Raw genomic sequence first — 16,595 nt, 5'->3', positions numbered from 1 at the left:
AAGTGGAGATTGAAGTTTCAATACTCTTGGCGCTGGCCTCTGTCGCCTTGCTCGCCGGTTTTTTTGATGCGATAGCAGGAGGCGGAGGATTACTCACGTTACCAGCTTTTTTCATTGCAGGTGTCGACCCATTGGCTGCAATGGCTACCAATAAATTTCAGGCCTCTTCAGCAAGTGTTTCAGCAGTGTGGGCGTTCGCCCGAAAGAGAATGATCCAGTGGCGGACTGGCTGGCCGATGGCCGCTTTGTCGTTCGCGGGGGGCGTTACAGGCGCGTTGTCGATCAGCATGCTCGATAAAGCGCTCCTCGAGTCAATTGTCCCCATCTTGCTAATTACAGTAGCCGGCTATTTTACGTTCAGCCCCAAGCTTGGTACCAAGGATCGTCGGCAGAGGATGTCGTATCTGGGCTTCACGCTGGCAGTTGCGCCAGTCATTGGTTTCTACGACGGGATCTTTGGACCAGGCACGGGTTCGTTTTTCATGGTCGCTTTCACCTTACTCTTGGGTCAGCATCTTATGCAGGCGATCTGCAACAGCAAATTGCTCAATGCATCCTGCAACCTAGGCGCCCTTTCAGTCTTTGCCTTTAGCGGCGCAATCATCTGGCCTTTAGCCCTGGCAATGGCGCTTTGTGCCATTGTTGGCGCCCAACTCGGCGCACGTTGCGCTATCTACTTCGGACCACGGCTAATCAAGCCACTGCTGATCACTGTTTGCTGCTTGATGTCCTTGAAGCTTTTACTCGATGAGGGGCGTCCGGCTGGGGAGTGGTTGCGGCAACTTAGTCTTTTCTGAACAGTCATTGAGCCGGGAGCACCGCCCCTTTCCAACAGGTGAGGCCCCGGCAACAAGACCCGTACAGGCACTCAATCTATTCAATCTCAAACAAGCTGTTGCGCAACGGCCCCACACTCAACCGCTCACGCACATCATCATCTATTCGCGGATCATCCGGGCGGTACAGTTTCACCTGCCGATATGCATTGATGCGATTGATCTCCTCGCCCAGGTACTCCCACACCACCCGGGTGCAGGCCGGGTTGCGCCGGTCGCCGCTGGAAACCCCGGCCTTGAGGCCGTTCAGGCGGGTGATGCGGCTTTTGAAGCTGGGGATGAGAATGGTCTGGCTCATTTCGTTGAAGGTGAGCGACTCGTAGTCGATGAGGAACACCCGGTCCTGCAGCTGGAACGCCGCGCCCAGGTAGCGGCAGCGCACCTCGGCATGCTGGTCCGTGGCACTGGAACGTTCCTGGCGCTCCTGGCGCTCGAACAGGAAACGGCCGCGCTCCTCCCACAGGTGCACCAGCGAGACCAGGATCGTGCCCGGCACCGACATGCAGTTGGAATACTCGAAGTAATAACCGCAATAGCGCGACAGGTTGCCCGCATGGTCATGCAGCGGGCGGAACAGTTCGCTGATCGGGTCGCTGGGCTGCTCGGCAAGGGTCGACACCCGCGCACCGATCAGCCGGGCGAACTGCTCGGCCGGCAGGTTCAACTCGTAATCCTCGACCCCGAAGAAATCGCCAATGCGCTTGAGGTTGAAAGCCGTCGGACGGCTCTGCCCGCTCAGGTACTTGTTGAACTGAGCGCGGTTGATCGAGAGCTGCCGGCAAACTTCGGAGATAGAGCGGTAGTGGCTGCAGGCCAGTTTGAGGTTGGTGGCGAAATGCTCACTCATGTGCGGAACCCAGGTGACGCGAATGGCGCCATTGTAGCATCAAGTAGCATCAACTCAGAGCAACCCGCGAAATTGTAACCACTCTTGTCATGGCCAACCATTCGCCCCAACGCATAGCGGTGCGCCTGCCGTCCGCTGGTCTTTCCACACGAAGAATAAGAATCGAGGTCATTTTCCAATGCTCGAAGTACTCAACGATTTCCTTTCGGGGAAACTCCTCATCGTGCTGATCGTAGGGCTGGGTAGCTACTTCACTATCCGTTCGCGTTTCGTGCAGTTCCGCCATTTCGGCCACATGTTCACCGTTTTCAAGGAATCGCTGCGTGGCCAGGCAGGCCAGCTGAGCTCCTTCCAGGCTCTGATGCTCAGCCTGGCCGGCCGCGTAGGTGCCGGTAACATTGCCGGTGTCGGTATTGCCGTGACCCTGGGTGGCCCGGGCGCCGTGTTCTGGATGTGGGTCACCGCACTGGTGGGCATGTCCAGCAGCTTCTTCGAGTGCACCCTGGCACAGGTCTACAAGCGTGCAGACGGCGACGGCCTGTACCGTGGCGGCCCGGCGTACTACATCCAGCACGGCCTGAAGCGCAAAAGCATGGCCATCGTGTTCTCGATCCTGCTGCTGGTCACCTACGGCTTCGCCTTCATCGGCCTGCAGTCGTACACCGTGACCCATTCGCTGCAGAACGCCTTCAACTTTGCCCCAAGCCAGACCGGCATCGTCCTGGCAGTGCTGCTGGCCATCACCTTCATCGGCGGCATCAAGCGCATCGCCGCCGTGTCGGACCTGCTGGTCCCGATCAAGACCCTGGCCTACATCGGCGTGACCCTGTACGTGATCGGCACCCAGATCGAACACGTGCCGGCCATGCTCGAAACCATCTTCAAGAGCGCCTTCGGCCTCGACCCGGCGTTCGGCGGCCTGCTCGGCAGCGCCATCGTCATGGGCGTGAAGCGTGGCGTGTTTGCCAACGAAGCGGGCCTGGGCAGCGCACCGAACGTGGCCGCCGTGGCCGCCGTCAAACACCCGGGCGCCCAGGGCGTGGTCCAGGCCTTCAGTGTGTTCCTCGATACCTTCGTGATCTGCACCTGCACCGCGCTGCTGATCCTGCTGTCGGGCTTCTACACCCCAGGCTTCGAGGGTGACGGCATTGTCCTGACCCAGAACTCGCTGGCTGCCGTGGTCGGTGACTGGGGCCGTGTGTTCGTCAGCGTGGCGCTGTCGCTGTTCGTGTTCACCTGCATTCTCTACAACTACTATCTGGGCGAAAACAGCCTGCAGTTCCTCACCCGCAACCGTGTGGTGCTGATGGTGTTCCGTGGCCTGGTGCTGGCACTGGTGGTGTGGGGCTCGATGCAGGACCTGTCGACCGTGTTCGCCTTCGCCGACATCACCATGACCTGCCTGGCTTTCGTCAACCTGGTGGCCCTGGCCCTGCTGTTCAAGGTCGGCCTGCGCGTCATGCGTGACTACGACGACCAGCGCAAAGCCGGCATCGGCCAGCCTGTGTTCGATTCGTCCAAGTTCGCCGACCTGGACCTGGACCGCAATGCCTGGCCTGCCAATCCGCAGGTGGAAACAGCCGCTGACAAAGCAGCCGTCCAGGCTCAGCCGCAGCGCTGATATCCTCCCCTGCCCAGCCGCCCCTTCCGCGGGCGGCTTTTCTTTCTCCGCTCACCGCTACGGATGTTTTCCATGCGTGCAGTCAAGAATCTTCTCGTTCTCTACACCGGTGGCACCATCGGCATGCTCGAAACCCCGGAAGGCCTGGCGCCGGCCGGTGGCTTCGAAGCGCGGATGCGCGAACACTTCGCCCACATGGCCGATGCGCCCCGGCTGCAATGGACCTTGCAGGAACTGAACCCGCTGCTCGACAGCGCCAACATGCACCAGCACAACTGGCTGGCGATGCGCGATGCCATCGTCGAAGCCGTGGAGGTGGCAGGCCATGATGGCGTGCTGGTGCTGCACGGTACCGACAGCATGGCTTACAGCGCTGCGGCGTTATCGTTCTTGCTGCTGGGTTTGCCAGTGCCGGTGCTGCTGACCGGCTCGATGCTGCCGGCAGGTGCCACAGACAGCGATGCCTGGGCCAACCTGTGCGGCGCGTTGCACCAGTTCGAATCCGGCCTGGAGGATGGCGTGCAGCTGTACTTCCATGGCCAGTTGCTGCATGGCTGCCGGGCATCAAAGTTGCGCAGCGAGGCGTTCGATGCCTTTGCTGCGCTGCCGCGCCATCGTGACGGCGAGCGGGCCCATGTTATCCCTGCCGAACTTGGCTACAAGCATCCGCGTCAGCCGGTCAACCTGGCGATCGTGCCGGTGTTCCCCGGGCTGCAGGCCGCGCACCTGCAAGCCTTGATCGACAGTGGTGTGCAGGGCTTGCTGCTGGAGTGCTACGGCAGCGGTACCGGGCCGTCAGATGACCAGGCGCTGCTGAGTGTGCTGAGCGCAGCACGCCAGCACGGCGTGATGCTGGCGGCTATCAGCCAGTGCCCTGAGGGTTCGGTGGTATTCGATACCTATGCGGCGGGTAACCGCTTGCGTGGGGCCGGGCTGGTCAGTGGCGGTGGCATGACCCGTGAAGCGGCGCTGGGCAAGATGGTTGCGCTGCTGGGGGCGGGGTTGGATGTGGATACTGCAGAACAGTGGTTTGCCCTGGATCTGTGTGGGGAGCGGGCTTAGGCTTCACCCTTCAGGGCCTCTTCGCGGGTGAACCCGCTCCCACAGGTACCGTGCAAGTCCCAAGAGCTGTGAAGCGCCCCGTAGAGCCCCGACAGGCGAATGAAAATGGCGGAAGGCAGCGGGAGTCGAACCTGCCCGGGAACGGCTGCCGTCCCCAACCGGGTTTGAAGCCCGGCCGCGCCACCGGGCGCGATTGCCTTCCTTGAACTCAGTGCCTGGCCTGTTGCTGGGCCAGGGCGCTGTCGGCGCGGATGTGACGCTGGTCGGCCACCCTCCGGGTCAGGCCGATGCGGTCGAAATATTCCAGAATCTGCACACTGCGCTTGCGACCGATGCCCAACATATCGCGAAACGCGGCCACCTGCACTATCGGCGTTTCGTTGGCCTGCCCCAGCAACAGCTCTGCCATGCGCTGTAATGTTGCCTCAGGGTAGAACAGGTCACGCACCACCTGATGCACCACACCGAGCCGAGCCAGCTTGCGCAGCAGCAGGCGCACTTCGGCTTCGGCGCAACGCTCCTCATTTGCCAGGGTCCTGACCCAGGGCGGATCGTACTGCCCCGCCAGCAACTTCGGCTGCAAACGCGCCCACATAGCACTGTCGGCTTCGCTCAATTGCACCTTGTGATCGGGCAAGTGCATCCAGGGCCCGCTGCTGGCGATGGCGCCGTCATCGAGCAGTTCATCCAGCAGGCTGACGAAGGCCGGCCGCTCAAGGGGCAAGGCCGCAAAGCGGCGCAGGCGGTCTCGGTCCGGCCCGAGCTGGTCAGGCTCCTGCTCATGGAACCGCGCCAACTGCTCCACCACCTGTTGCTTCAGCGCCAGCCACTGGCGGTTGGCAAACAGCAGTTGCCCCTGCCGCGTGGCCACCACCCATACATCCTCCGGCAGCTGCCATGTTGCACGCGGGCGATTGAACTGCCGCTCGAGCCGCTGGGGGTCAATACCACCGGGCGCGGTAGCGAGCAGTGCTGGCAAGGCCTGCTCCAGGTCCTCGGTATCTCGTAGTACCTGCAACTGGCGCAGGCGCTCATCGCTGCGGCGCTGCCGGCTTGGCGCGAACGGGTCCAGTACTTTGCCGCCCCCCAAAGTACGCTGGGCACGCTGGTCACGCAGCACCAGGCGATCGCCGTGCACGGCCTGCAACGGCGCGTTGAGCAGCAGCTGGGCGAACATGCGCTGGCCCGCCACCAAGGACTCGCCTTCGAGCAAGGCCACGCGGGCGGTTACATCCTGGGTGCCGAGGTGCACGTGTACAGCGCTGAAATGCTCAAACGTGCGGGGCTCGCCCGGCAGCAGGTTCAGCTCGATATCCACCCGCACGCTGGGCGCATGCAGCCACTCAGGCACCAGCCAGTCACCCCGATGCACGTGCTCCAGCGCCAGGCGTTCGGCCGTGATATTCAACGCCACCCGTTGGCCCGCCTCAGCCACCAGCGCGGCCTGGTTCTGCGCATGCAGGCCTCGTACCCGCACCGGTTTGCCGGCCTTGCCCAGCAACAAGGTGTCACCGGCACTGACGCGCCCCGCCAGCGCCGTGCCGGTTACCACCACGCCGGCACCGGTAACCGCGAAAGCACGGTCCACAGCAAGACGAAAACCGCCGCTATCGCTGCGCTGCCGCACCGTGGCTTCGGCCTCCAGCAAGGCCTGACGCAGCGCAGCTACGCCTTCCCCACTGATGCTCGACAATGGAAACTGCTGCGCCCCGGCATAGGGCCCGCGCGCCAGCAGCTCTTCGACTTGCAGCTTAACTTCGGCCACGCGCAAGGGCTCGACGCGGTCGCATTTGCTGATCGCCACCAAAGCCTGGGGAATGCCCAACAGCTCGATGATCGCCAGATGCTCGCGGGTCTGCGGCATGACCCCGTCGTCGGCAGCCACCACCAGCAACACCAGGTCGATACCCTGGGCACCAGCCAGCATGTTGTGGATAAAACGCTCGTGACCCGGCACATCGATGAAGCCGGTCAGCGGTGCACCTTCAACCAGCGCCGCGTAGCGATAGCCCAGGTCAATGGTCATGCCGCGTGCACGCTCCTCCTGACGCTGGTCGCCGGCCTGCCCGGTCAGCGCCTGCAGCAGTGCGGTCTTGCCATGGTCGATATGGCCGGCGGTGCCGACGATCACTGCACCGGCCCCAGTTGCAGGGCGGGTAACTGCGCCAGCCACTCGGCTTCGTCATCCAGTTGGCGCAGGTCCAGCCACAGAGCGTCGTCATCGATACGGCCGAGCACCGGTACCGGCAGGCCGCGCAGCGCCCGCTCCAGCACATGCAGGCTGCGCCCTCGCAACTTCTTCGATACCTGCGGGCGCAGGCACAGGGCTGCACTGGGCAGGCGCGCCACCGGCTGGCTGCCACTGCCGATCATGCCCAGCGCCGGCTCCACGCTGACAGCCCATTGCTCACCGAGGCGAGCCTTGAGCTCAGGGGCCAGGCGTTCGGCCTGGGCCTGTATGTCGGCCTGGCTACGGGTCAACAGCCGCAGGCTGGGCAGGCGCTCGGCCAGGCGGTCAGGGTTGCGGTACAGCGCCAGCACCGCTTCGAGTGCAGCGAGGGTGATCTTGTCGACGCGCAGCGCACGCTTGAGTGGGTTTTTCTTGATCCTGGCAATCAAGTCCTTGCGACCGACGATAATCCCGGCTTGCGGCCCGCCCAGCAGTTTGTCGCCGCTGAAGGTGACGATGTCGGCACCGTCGGCCAACGCCTGACGCACCGTGGGCTCGACGGGCAAGCCCCAGCGGGTGAGGTCCAACAGGCTGCCACTGCCCAAGTCTTCGAGCAGCGGCAGTTCATGCTGGTGGGCGATGCGCGCCAGCTCGGCCGTGGGTACTTGGGTGGTGAAGCCCTGGATGCTGTAGTTGCTGCAATGCACGCGCATCAGCAAGCCGGTGCGCGGGCCGATGGCAGCCTCGTAGTCGCGGGCGTGGGTGCGGTTGGTGGTGCCGATCTCGTGCAACTTTACGCCAGCACGGGCCATGATGTCGGGGATACGGAATGCGCCGCCAATCTCGATCAGTTCTCCCCGCGAAATGATGCCTTCTTTGCGTGCACCCAAGCTATTGAGCGCCAGCAACACAGCGGCAGCATTGTTGTTGACCACGGTGACGGCTTCGGCACCGGTCAGCTCGCGGATCAGGCCTTCGATCAAGTCATCGCGGTCGCCACGTTTGCCGGTGGCCAGGTCGAACTCCAGGTTGAGCGGATAGCGGGCGGCGGTTTGCATGGCCTCAATGGCTTCTTCCGGTAGCAAGGCGCGGCCCAGGTTGGTGTGCAGCACGGTGCCGGTGAGGTTGAACACGCGGCGGACCTGGCTTCGTTGCTGGGTGGCCAGGCGCTCGCCGGTGCGACCCAAGAGGATTTCGGGGGCCAGTTCGGCGGGGGTGAGTTGGCCTTGCCGGGCGGGTTCGCGCAGGTCGTCTAGCAGTTGGCGCAGCGTATTCAGCACGCCCTCGCGGCCGTGCCGATCGATCAACGGGAGGCAGGCCGGGTGGCGCAGGAGAGTGTCGATGGAAGGCAGGCGTGGGGTGTTATCGGCGAGGCTTGAAGACATCAGGTACTACCTTGAGCTGGTCCGTTGTCTGTTCTGGCCTCTTCGCGGGGCAAGCCCGCTCCCACAGGTATTGCACCGATGTCAAAGCAGGTACTGTACCTGTGGGAGCGGGTTTACCCGCGAAGAAGGCGACTCGGTGTTTCAGTGTAGACACTCACCCACCACCCGGGGCGAGCATCAGGTTGGGCGCCAGGCGATGAAAGCCCTCCTCGTCCAGGCGCATATCCAGCGCCAGGCTGGCCAGGTCATCGGCCAGCGGTTCGGCCGCCGCGTCGTTCTCCAGGTAGTTCTGCTTCAGGTAGCTGTTGCACCCCGGGCAGCATTCGGCGCGCAGCGGCGCCTTGCCCGGCGCGTGGCGGTCATCCTCCAGGCTGGTGTAGCGCAAGTCCTTGCTCGACTCGCAGTACACGCATTTGACCCTCACCACATGCCATTCACAGGCGCACAGCGAACAGGCCAGATAACGCAAACCATTGTGCTTGCCACGGTTGCGCACCACCCCGGCCATAGCCGGCGAACCGCACGCCGGGCACTGGGCCAGGCTACCGGCGGGCTTGAGTTCAGGCGCCGGCAGCGCCAGCAACCAACTGGACCAGGCTGCCTGCAGCGCAGCCCCCAGGAACGGCACCAGTGCTGCAGGCACCGCATCGTACTGGCCAGCCAGCAAGGCAATGCCCCAGCCTTTGCGCTGGTGGTCATCACTGCCGCGCAGCGCCTGCAACGCCTCCCCCATCGGGCCGGTTGTTGCGCCGCTGAAGTGCTCTAGCAGGGCTTGCAACCAGACAAGCCACGGCCCTTCACGCACCAGGCTGTCGGCCGCCAGCGGCGGCAAACCATGGCTTATGCACAGGCGCTGGCGCTCCTCGGCCACCGGCATGCCGGCGGGGGGGTTATCCACAAGCTGCTGCTGGATGCGGCATAACCGTGCAATCAACTGCAGGTAGTCACCAAGGGCATTGCCTTCGGCCAGTTGCTCAAGGCGTGCGGCACGCAGCTCGAACAGATTGGCGGGGGGCAGGTGCAAAAACGGCGGCGCTACTGCCGACGCTTCAATCTGCCCGGGTTCGAGTATCGTGCTCAAGCGCTTATCCTTCTTTTCGTCCGTGATTGCCCGGTGTCTTGTCACCGGTGACTTCGCGGTACCACAACGCATGGTGCTTGCGCGCCCAGGCACGGCTGACCCAGCCGTGCAGCATGGCGCCGATCGAGCCCTTGATCCAGATGCCGGCGTAAATGTGCACGATGATGCTGAGAATCAGCACGAAGCCCGCCAGCGCGTGAGCCAGCGACGCCAGGCGAATCGCGCCGATGTCGAAGAAATGGCTGAAATACGCCCGCCAGATCACCACGCCGCTAACCAACAACACCAGCATGCACAGCAACAGGGTCCAGAACAGCAACTTCTGCCCTGCGTTGTACTTGCCGATGGGGGGTACGCCGTCCTCGCGGTTGACCATCACCCGATCAATGCGGCGCAACCACAGGCGGTCGTTGGCGGTGATGAAGTTGGCGCGCCAGAAGCGCACCACCAACCCGAGGAAAAACACGAACATCGCCACGCCCATGAACGGGTGCAGGATGCGTGTCCACGGCCCGCCGCCGAACAGATGGCTTAACCAGAACAGCGCCGGGTGAAACAGCGCCAGCCCGGAAAGCCCGGCCATGAAGAACAGAATGGCGACGATCCAGTGGTTGGTCCGCTCGTTGGCGGTGTAGCGCAGGATGGGTTTGTTGTCGTTCATGGCCGCTGCTCCCCTTGCCCACCGGGCTGCTTCGGATCGTAGACATGCACCGCGGGGTCCACTTGGTGCACGCTGTCATCGGGCGGCGTCGGGTGTTCGTCTTCCTCTACCCGCTGCGGGCCAACCCGCACGTAGTGGAAGAACCCCGCCAGCACCGCTGCGCCCATGGCCAGCAGCGCCAGCGGCTTGGTGAAGCCTTTCCAAAGCCCCACCAGCGGGCTGATCACCGGCTGGTCCGGCAGGCCGGCGTACAGCCTCGGCGTGTCGGCATGATGCAGCACGTACATCACGTGGGTGCCACCGACGCCGTCCGGGTCGTACAACCCCGCCTTGTCGTAGCCCCGTGACTTCAGGTCGACGATGCGCTCGGCAGCGTGCACCTTCATCTCGTCCTTGCTGCCGAACACGATCGCACCGGTCGGGCAGGTTTTCACACAGGCCGGCTCCAGGCCCACGCTGACGCGGTCGGAACACAGGGTGCACTTGTACGCCTTGTGGTCCTTTTGCGAGATGCGCGGGATGTTGAACGGGCAGCCGGTGATGCAGTAACCGCAACCAATGCAGTGGTCCTGGTTGAAGTCGACGATACCGTTGGCGTGCTTGATGATCGCCCCCGGGCTGGGGCAGGCCTTCAGGCAACCGGGGTCGGCGCAGTGCATGCAACCATCCTTGCGGATGAGCCACTCCAGGTTGCCGTCGTCGCGCTCGTGCTCGGTGAAGCGCATCAGGGTCCAGGTCTCGGCGGTGAGGTCCTGGGGGTTGTCGTAGGTACCGTGGTTGTGGCCGACCTCGTCACGCAGTTCGTTCCACTCCGAGCACGCCACCTGGCAGGCCTTGCAGCCGATGCACTTGGTGGTGTCGATCAGCTTGGCGACTTCCTGCTGCTGACGTACCGAAGACGGTACGGTGGTGGTGGCCGAGCGGGCGATGATGTCTTGGCTGGCCATCAGAGTTTCTCCACTTTGACGAGGAACGACTTGGACTCCGGCGTCTGCGTGTTGCCGTCACCAAGGAATGGCACCAGGGTATTGGTCAGGTAGCCATGCCGCGTTGCGCCGGTGAAGCCCCAATGCAACGGGATGCCGATCTGGTGCACGGTCTGGTTGTTGACCTGCAGCGGGCGAATCCGCTTGGTCACTACCGCCACCGCATCGATATGCCCGCGCTTGCTCGACACCCGCACCCGGTCGCCGGCCTTGATGCCTTTCTCATTGGCCAGCACCTCGCCTATCTCGACGAACTGCTCGGGCTGGGCAATGGCGTTGAGCCGGCAATGCTTGCTCCAGAAGTGGAAGTGCTCGGTCAGCCGGTACGTGGTCGCCGCATAGGGGAACTCGTCGTGCGTGCCGAGGGTGTCCCACACCGAGTCGAAAATGCGCCCGGCCGGGTTGCTGACCACCTTCTTGTTCTGCGGGTGCAGCGGGTTGATGCCAATCGGTGTTTCGAATGGCTCGTAGTGCTCGGGGAACGGGCCTTCGGCCATTTTGTCGATGGCGAAGAAACGCGCCACGCCTTCGGGGTTCATGATGAACGGGTTCATCCCCGCTTCCGGTGGCGAGTCGACCTTGAAGTCCGGCACGTCGGTGCCGGTCCAGGCCTTGCCGTTCCACCACACCAGGCGCTTTTTCTCCGGGTCCCACGGCTTGCCTTGTGGGTCGCTGGAGGCACGGTTGTAGAGGATGCGGCGGTTGGCCGGCCAGGCCCAGGCCCAGTTCTGCACCTGATGCATGCCGTAGGGGTCGCTGTTGTCGCGACGGGCCATCTGGTTGCCCTGCTCGGTCCAGCTGCCGGCGAAGATCCAGCAGCCAGACGCGGTGCTGCCATCGTCCTTCAGTTGCCCGAAGCCCGACAGCTGCTGGCCAGCTTTGAGCATGGCGCCGGTGGCGTCGGTAACGTCGGTGACTGCCCAGCCGTTCATCTCCTTGGCCAGCTCCTCCGGGGAGGGCTCTTCAGGGATCTTGTACGGCCAGCTGATGTTCATCAGCGGGTCGGGGTAGGCGCCGCCCTCGGTCTGGTAGCGTTGACGCAGGCGCAGGAACAGCTCGCTCATGATCTGCACGTCGGTGCGGGTCTCGCCAGGGCCGTCGGCGCCCTTCCAGTGCCACTGCAGCCAACGGCTGCTGTTGACCAGCGAGCCGTCTTCCTCGGCGAAGCAGGTGGTGGGCAGGCGGATCACTTCGGTCTGGATACTGGCCGTGTCGACGTCGTTGAACGGCCCGGCATTGCGCCAGAACTCCGAGGTCTCGGTAGCCAGTGGGTCCATGATCACCAGCCACTTGAGCTTGCCCAACGCCGCAGTCACGCGGTTCTTGTCCGGCAGCGCAGCAATCGGGTTGAAGCCCTGGCATACGTAGCCGTTAACCTTGCCTTGGCTCATCATCTCGAACATGCGCAGCACGTCATAGGCAGGCACGTCGAGCTTGGGCAGCCAGTCGTAACCCCAGTTGTTGTCTGCCGTGGCGTTGGCGCCGTACCAGGCCTTCATCAGGCTGACGTGGAACTTGCCATAGTTCTGCCAGTACGACAGCTGCCCAGGGCGCAATGGCTTGGAAGCGCGCTTGTCGATGTAGCTGGCGTAGTCCTGCTCGGCATCGCCAGCCAGGGTCAGGTAACCCGGCAGCGAGTTGGACAGCAGGCCGAGGTCGGTCAGCCCCTGGATGTTGGAGTGCCCGCGCAAGGCGTTGACCCCGCCACCCGGCATGCCGACGTTACCCAACAGAAGCTGGACCATGGCCGCGCTGCGAATGATCTGCGCACCGATCGAGTGTTGCGTCCAGCCCAGCGCATAGAGAATCGTCATGGTCTTGCCCGGTACCGAGCATGTGGCGATCTCTTCCCAGACCTTCATCATGGCATCCTGCGGCATGCCACAGATCATGCTGGCCAGTTCCGGGGTGTAGCGGCTGTAATGCTGCTTCATCAGCTGGAACACACAGCGAGGGTGCTGCAGGGTCGGGTCGACTTTGGCAAAACCGTCCTCACCCAGCTCGTAACCCCAGCCGGACTTGTCGGCATACACACGCTTGGTCTCGTCGTAGCCGCTGAACAGCCCATCCTCGAAGCCATAGCTCTCTTTGACGATGAACGACACGTCGGTGTAGTTGCGCACGTACTCGTGCTGGATCTTGTCAGTACTCAGCAGGTAATTGATCAGCCCGCCCATGAAGGCGATGTCGGTACCGGTACGGATCGGCGCGTAGTAATCCGCGACCGAAGCGGTACGGGTAAAGCGTGGGTCGACCACGATCAGCCGCGCCTTGTTGTGCGCCTTGGCCTCGGTCACCCATTTGAAGCCGCACGGATGCGCTTCTGCTGCGTTGCCACCCATCACCAGGACCAGATTCGCGTTGGCGATATCGGACCAGTGGTTGGTCATGGCGCCACGGCCGTACGTCGGGGCAAGACTTGCCACCGTCGGGCCATGTCAGACACGTGCCTGGTTATCGAACCCCAGCATGCCTGTTGCGCGGACGACCTTGTGGGTCAGGTAGCCAGCCTCGCTAGAGGCGGCGGAGGCAGCAAGAAAACCGGTGGTAAGCCAGCGGTTGACAGTTTGCCCCTGGGCGTTCTTCTCGATGAAGTTGGCGTCGCGGTCCTGCTTCATCAGGCCGGCGACGCGGTCGAGCGCCTCATCCCAGCTCACCCGCACCCACTCCTTGCTGCCAGGCTTGCGCACCTCGGGGTACTGCAGGCGGCTTGGGCTGTGGATAAAGTCCAGCAGGCCAGCACCTTTCGGGCAGAGCGTGCCACGGTTGACGGGATGGTCGGCGTCACCTTCGATGTGGATGATGCTCTGTTTAACGTTTTTGCCCGCATCGCCCTGGCTGTACAGGATCAAGCCGCAGCCGACCGAGCAGTAAGGACAAGTGTTACGGGCTTCTTTGGTATGCGCCAGTTTGAAGTGGCGCACCTGCTCGGCGAAGGCCGGCGTCGGGGCCATGCCCAACGCTGCCAGGCTCGAGCCTCCAAGGCCGACTGCGGCGACCTTGAAGAATTGCCGACGGTTGAGGTCCATCGTGCACTCCTGATCAGGTTTCGGGCGCTCGGGGCATTGCCGGCACCTCGGGTCATCACGGTGGCGGCAAAGTGATGCCGCCAACCGTTAAGACTAGTCAAGAATGGCAAAAGTGCGATTGATCCCGGTCAGCACCGCGGCAGATTGCGCGCCACGTTCAAGGCCGCACTGCTCTGCGCCACCGGCATGATTTCGAGCGTATTGATGTTTACGTGTGGCGGCTGTTCGGCGATCCAGGCAACCATGGCGGCAATGTCCTCGGGCAGGATTGCCTGCACATCACGGTACAACGCATCCACCGCATTCAGGTCGCCGTTCAGGCGTACCACCGAGAAATCGGTCCCGGAACACAGCCCAGGCTCGATGTTGCTGACCCGCACGCGGGTGCCTGCCAGATCGGCGCGCAGGTTCAGGCTGAACTGACGCACGAATGCCTTGCTTGCGCCATAAACATTGCCACCCGGGTAGGGGTAAGTGCCGGCAATCGAACCCATGTTGATGATCATCCCACTGTCGGCTTCGACCATCTGTGGCAACACCGCATGGGTGACCATGGCCAGGCCGGTTATGTTTGTGTCGATCATGCGCTGCCAGTTCTCGGCGCTGCAGGCCTGAGCCCGCTCGATACCCAGCGCCAGGCCTGCGTTGTTGACCAGCACATTGATGCTCGACGCAGCTTCGTTGATCTGCGCCACTGCTGCGCTGATCGACTGCCCATCAGTCACATCCAGCGCCAGTGGAATGAAGTTGTCGCCAAGCTCATGCTCCAGTGCCTGCAGCTTGTCCATGCGGCGGGCACCACCGATCACACGGTAGCCCTTGGCAACCAAGGTGCGGCATATGGCTCGGCCAAAGCCTGAGGAGGCGCCGGTCACGAATGCAGTTTTCATCAGGTTTGTCTCCCAGAGGTATTGTCAGACCAGGTACTTCACGCCCAGGCTGGTGAACAGGCACAGCATGGAAAACACCAACACCTTGCGTACCACGTCATTCCCTTTGCGCAGTGCTAATGCACTGCCCATGTGATTGCCGAGGATGTTGCATGCCACCAGCGGCAACGCCAGCAGATAGACAACCTTGCCGGCCATGATGAAGGCGACCAGCGCACCGATATTGGAGGCGAAGTTGAAGGTCTTGGAGTTGGCCGAGCTGGAAACCAGGTCCATGCGCAGCAGGTAGTGAAACGCGATGATGAACATGCTGCCGGTACCTGGGCCGAAGAAGCCGTCGTAAAAGCCGATGGCCAGACAGGTCAACGGCACGACGGTGTAGAGCATCCGCGCCGACAGCACTCGCTCCTCTATCGGGCGGTCCTTGGGGGTGAGGAAAATCAGAATGCCGAAAGGGATCAATGCAAGGATGATCTTGCCCACGGTTTCCTGAGAGATCGAGACAATCAGGTGCGCTCCCAGGTAGGCGCCGAGCAGTGAGAAAGGTACGCCAACCAGTGCCACCTGCCAGACCATCTTGCTGTTGGCCAGGAAGTTGCGGATCGCGGCCAGCGTACCCAGCGTACTGACCAGTTTTTCCTGCCCCAGCGCTACCTGAGGCGGCATGCCCACCAGCAAAAACCCTGGCACCAGAAACAACCCGCCGCCCCCGGCAATGCTGTCCACAAAGCCCGCGACAAAGGCAATGGCGCCCAGCAGCAGGATCGCCAGCAGCCAGTGTTCCGCCCAGTAAGCGCCTAACAGTTCCATAGCAGTAATTCCGTCGAAAAATGAAGAGAAATCAGGAGAGCACTTCGTAAAGGTGATCGGCCCGGGCAAAGCGCACCCGGTTCAGGTCGTTGACCGCGAACACCCGTAGCAGCCAACGGTCAGCACCGTCGTTCTGCGGCTCGAAACCATCACGGGCATGCAGCACGCGCTGGTTCTTGAAGATCATGAAATCGCCTGGCAGCAGCAGGTGAGGCTCATCGAAACGCCGGGTTTCCAACAGACCGCGCAGGGTGGCCAGGGCCTGCTCGGCTCGCAGGTTCAGCCCGTGGGTGTTCTCGCTGTCGAAGCGGCACAGCCACTCGCCTGAATGGCCGCGCACCAGTACCGGCAACTCAGCGGTGCAACGGCGGTTACCGGTGAACGAATCAGGGCGGCGGATTTCGAACTGCGCTTCGCACAGTTCACGCACGGTGGCCAAGGGCAGCGACGCGATCACTGCGTCAAGGTTGACCAAGGTGGTACTGATACGCGGGTCACAGCGCATACCGAAGAACGACAGGTATTCCGGGCAGCAGGAAACACTACCCAGCGGCTCGGAGGACAATGGCAGGTCCGGATTGTCGACGTGATAGGAGAAGCGCAGCCGCGAGCCATGTGAACTCTTTTGGCTGGATGAAGTACGGGCAGGGATTACATGGCGAAACAGACGCCCGTCATTTTCACCCTCGTAGACAACCGGGTTGATGCCCATCAGATGCTGCATGGTCAGGCTGACAAGACAGGCAATCGGCGTGCTGCGCGGGCTGAGCACACCAGAGTAAGGGGTCGGAGGCACATCGCGATCGCGTGGGCAATTACGCACAATCATGCTGGTCAGTTGCGGACCCTCAACGAAACCCCGGATTTGCTGGCACAGTGCTTTGCCCAGGACCTCTTGCGCCTGCTCCTTCAGTTGCGGGTAAAGCTCTTTGCTGGTTTCGAAATCGAGCGGCGTATTGCTCAGCAAGGTTTGCCACGCGCTGGAGACCACCCAGGGCAGGCGGATTTCGAGTGAGGTTTGAGGCTCGGCTGCTTGTTGCAGGTGTGCGCTTTCCATTTCAGGTGCTATTCCATTGGCCATTCGGTGTCTTGCTATGCCGGGCAGACGCGGCGGTTTTTGAAACCGTTCACACTTGAGCGATACGAGCGAGAGGTGCCGCTCCAGGCACCACCACATTGCATCGACTCAATCATTGTAATTACAAAAATAAACTCGA

General features: G+C 62.6%; 13 protein-coding genes and 1 tRNA gene. 3 read left to right on the top strand and 11 right to left on the bottom strand.

What is annotated here, in order from left to right:
- Positions 1-2: 2 nt before the first annotated feature.
- Positions 3-797 carry a TSUP family transporter gene (locus OZ911_RS02720; protein WP_024717609.1) on the top strand — a complete coding sequence of 265 codons (795 nt, stop codon included), beginning with the start codon at positions 3-5 and terminating at the stop codon, positions 795-797.
- Positions 798-873: 76 nt separating this feature from the next.
- Here OZ911_RS02720 and OZ911_RS02715 read toward each other — a convergent pair whose 3' ends face one another.
- Positions 874-1,683 (bottom strand): helix-turn-helix domain-containing protein, encoded by an 810-nt coding sequence (locus OZ911_RS02715; RefSeq protein WP_023047574.1) that lies wholly within the window; start codon positions 1,681-1,683, stop codon positions 874-876.
- 178 nt (positions 1,684-1,861) lie between these two features.
- On the opposite strand from OZ911_RS02715, the gene OZ911_RS02710 reads away from it, so the two are divergent.
- Positions 1,862-3,304 carry an alanine/glycine:cation symporter family protein gene (locus OZ911_RS02710; RefSeq protein WP_060519285.1) on the top strand — a complete coding sequence of 481 codons (1,443 nt, stop codon included), beginning with the start codon at positions 1,862-1,864 and terminating at the stop codon, positions 3,302-3,304.
- Positions 3,305-3,367: 63 nt separating this feature from the next.
- On the top strand, positions 3,368-4,366 hold the full coding sequence (locus tag OZ911_RS02705; protein ID WP_016484678.1) for an asparaginase: 999 nt from the start codon (positions 3,368-3,370) through the stop codon (positions 4,364-4,366).
- A gap of 106 nt (positions 4,367-4,472) precedes the next feature.
- On the opposite strand, the gene OZ911_RS02700 is transcribed toward OZ911_RS02705, so the two are convergent.
- From OZ911_RS02700 to OZ911_RS02655, 10 genes are all read right to left on the bottom strand, one after another.
- A tRNA-Sec gene (locus OZ911_RS02700) sits at positions 4,473-4,568 on the bottom strand.
- Positions 4,569-4,574: 6 nt separating this feature from the next.
- Complete coding sequence (gene selB, locus OZ911_RS02695) at positions 4,575-6,497, bottom strand: selenocysteine-specific translation elongation factor (RefSeq protein ID WP_070086739.1); 1,923 nt, start codon at positions 6,495-6,497, stop codon at positions 4,575-4,577.
- Positions 6,494-7,921, bottom strand: a complete 1,428-nt coding sequence (gene selA, locus OZ911_RS02690; RefSeq protein ID WP_070086738.1) for an L-seryl-tRNA(Sec) selenium transferase — start codon at positions 7,919-7,921, stop codon at positions 6,494-6,496. The genes selB and selA overlap by 4 nt, the downstream gene beginning before the upstream one ends.
- 154 nt (positions 7,922-8,075) lie before the next feature.
- Positions 8,076-9,002 carry a formate dehydrogenase accessory protein FdhE gene (gene fdhE, locus OZ911_RS02685; RefSeq protein ID WP_023048323.1) on the bottom strand — a complete coding sequence of 309 codons (927 nt, stop codon included), beginning with the start codon at positions 9,000-9,002 and terminating at the stop codon, positions 8,076-8,078.
- A 4-nt stretch (positions 9,003-9,006) separates the two neighbouring features.
- Complete coding sequence (locus OZ911_RS02680) at positions 9,007-9,663, bottom strand: formate dehydrogenase subunit gamma (RefSeq protein WP_016484674.1); 657 nt, start codon at positions 9,661-9,663, stop codon at positions 9,007-9,009.
- Positions 9,660-10,610: a formate dehydrogenase subunit beta gene (gene fdxH / locus OZ911_RS02675; protein WP_016484673.1), complete on the bottom strand. Its 951-nt coding sequence runs from the start codon at positions 10,608-10,610 to the stop codon at positions 9,660-9,662. Before fdxH ends, OZ911_RS02680 begins: the two co-directional genes overlap by 4 nt.
- Positions 10,610-13,678: a formate dehydrogenase-N subunit alpha gene (gene fdnG, locus OZ911_RS02670; RefSeq protein ID WP_139138803.1), complete on the bottom strand. Its 3,069-nt coding sequence runs from the start codon at positions 13,676-13,678 to the stop codon at positions 10,610-10,612. Before fdnG ends, fdxH begins: the two co-directional genes overlap by 1 nt.
- 128 nt (positions 13,679-13,806) lie before the next feature.
- On the bottom strand, positions 13,807-14,568 hold the full coding sequence (locus OZ911_RS02665; protein WP_016484670.1) for an SDR family NAD(P)-dependent oxidoreductase: 762 nt from the start codon (positions 14,566-14,568) through the stop codon (positions 13,807-13,809).
- A 24-nt stretch (positions 14,569-14,592) separates the two neighbouring features.
- On the bottom strand, positions 14,593-15,378 hold the full coding sequence (locus OZ911_RS02660) for a sulfite exporter TauE/SafE family protein (RefSeq protein WP_016484669.1): 786 nt from the start codon (positions 15,376-15,378) through the stop codon (positions 14,593-14,595).
- Positions 15,379-15,409: 31 nt separating this feature from the next.
- Positions 15,410-16,435: a TauD/TfdA family dioxygenase gene (locus tag OZ911_RS02655; protein WP_023048324.1), complete on the bottom strand. Its 1,026-nt coding sequence runs from the start codon at positions 16,433-16,435 to the stop codon at positions 15,410-15,412.
- Positions 16,436-16,595 lie beyond the last annotated feature (160 nt).

Source organism: Pseudomonas fortuita (assembly GCF_026898135.2).
Taxonomy (GTDB): domain Bacteria; phylum Pseudomonadota; class Gammaproteobacteria; order Pseudomonadales; family Pseudomonadaceae; genus Aquipseudomonas; species Aquipseudomonas fortuita.
This window is presented reverse-complemented; position numbering and strand designations above follow the sequence as displayed.

Excerpts from the sequence above, each read along its gene's own strand:
- OZ911_RS02705 (WP_016484678.1), top strand. The coding sequence starts at position 3,368 with ATGTTTTCCATGCGTGCAGTCAAGAATCTTCTCGTTCTCTACACCGGT.
- OZ911_RS02665 (WP_016484670.1), bottom strand. The coding sequence starts at position 14,568 with ATGAAAACTGCATTCGTGACCGGCGCCTCCTCAGGCTTTGGCCGAGCC.
- OZ911_RS02660 (WP_016484669.1), bottom strand. The coding sequence starts at position 15,378 with ATGGAACTGTTAGGCGCTTACTGGGCGGAACACTGGCTGCTGGCGATC.
- selA (WP_070086738.1), bottom strand. The coding sequence starts at position 7,921 with ATGTCTTCAAGCCTCGCCGATAACACCCCACGCCTGCCTTCCATCGAC.
- OZ911_RS02715 (WP_023047574.1), bottom strand. The coding sequence starts at position 1,683 with ATGAGTGAGCATTTCGCCACCAACCTCAAACTGGCCTGCAGCCACTAC.
- OZ911_RS02680 (WP_016484674.1), bottom strand. The coding sequence starts at position 9,663 with ATGAACGACAACAAACCCATCCTGCGCTACACCGCCAACGAGCGGACC.
- OZ911_RS02710 (WP_060519285.1), top strand. The coding sequence starts at position 1,862 with ATGCTCGAAGTACTCAACGATTTCCTTTCGGGGAAACTCCTCATCGTG.
- OZ911_RS02655 (WP_023048324.1), bottom strand. The coding sequence starts at position 16,435 with ATGGAAAGCGCACACCTGCAACAAGCAGCCGAGCCTCAAACCTCACTC.
- fdxH (WP_016484673.1), bottom strand. The coding sequence starts at position 10,610 with ATGGCCAGCCAAGACATCATCGCCCGCTCGGCCACCACCACCGTACCG.